Genomic DNA, 257 nt, shown 5'->3' on the forward strand with positions numbered 1-257 from the left:
CTTTTTTTGTAAAGCTTCTTGAACAATCTCCGCCTTGAGCCGCTCTTCTGCATACATCTTCTTTAAACGACGGTTTTCTTCCTCTAGCTCCTTCATGCGAGCCATCAAGGATGCATCCATACCGCCGAATTTTGCGCGCCATTTATAGAATGAAGCTGAACTCATGCCGTGTTCACGACACAGTTCAGGGATGGGTGTACCTGCTTCGGCTTGTTTAAGGATCGCCATGATCTGGCTGTCGGTGTAACGTGATTTTT

At 46.7% G+C, this 257-nt stretch carries 1 protein-coding gene; it reads right to left on the bottom strand.

Annotated elements, in window-relative coordinates; all coding sequences use genetic code 11:
* The coding region (locus tag ACRHOC_RS14920; RefSeq protein WP_431159418.1) for a transposase at positions 1–257 on the bottom strand (257 nt) is incomplete at both ends.

Origin of the sequence: Winogradskyella poriferorum, assembly GCF_050618035.1 — a bacterium.
Classification (GTDB): domain Bacteria; phylum Bacteroidota; class Bacteroidia; order Flavobacteriales; family Flavobacteriaceae; genus Winogradskyella; species Winogradskyella poriferorum_A.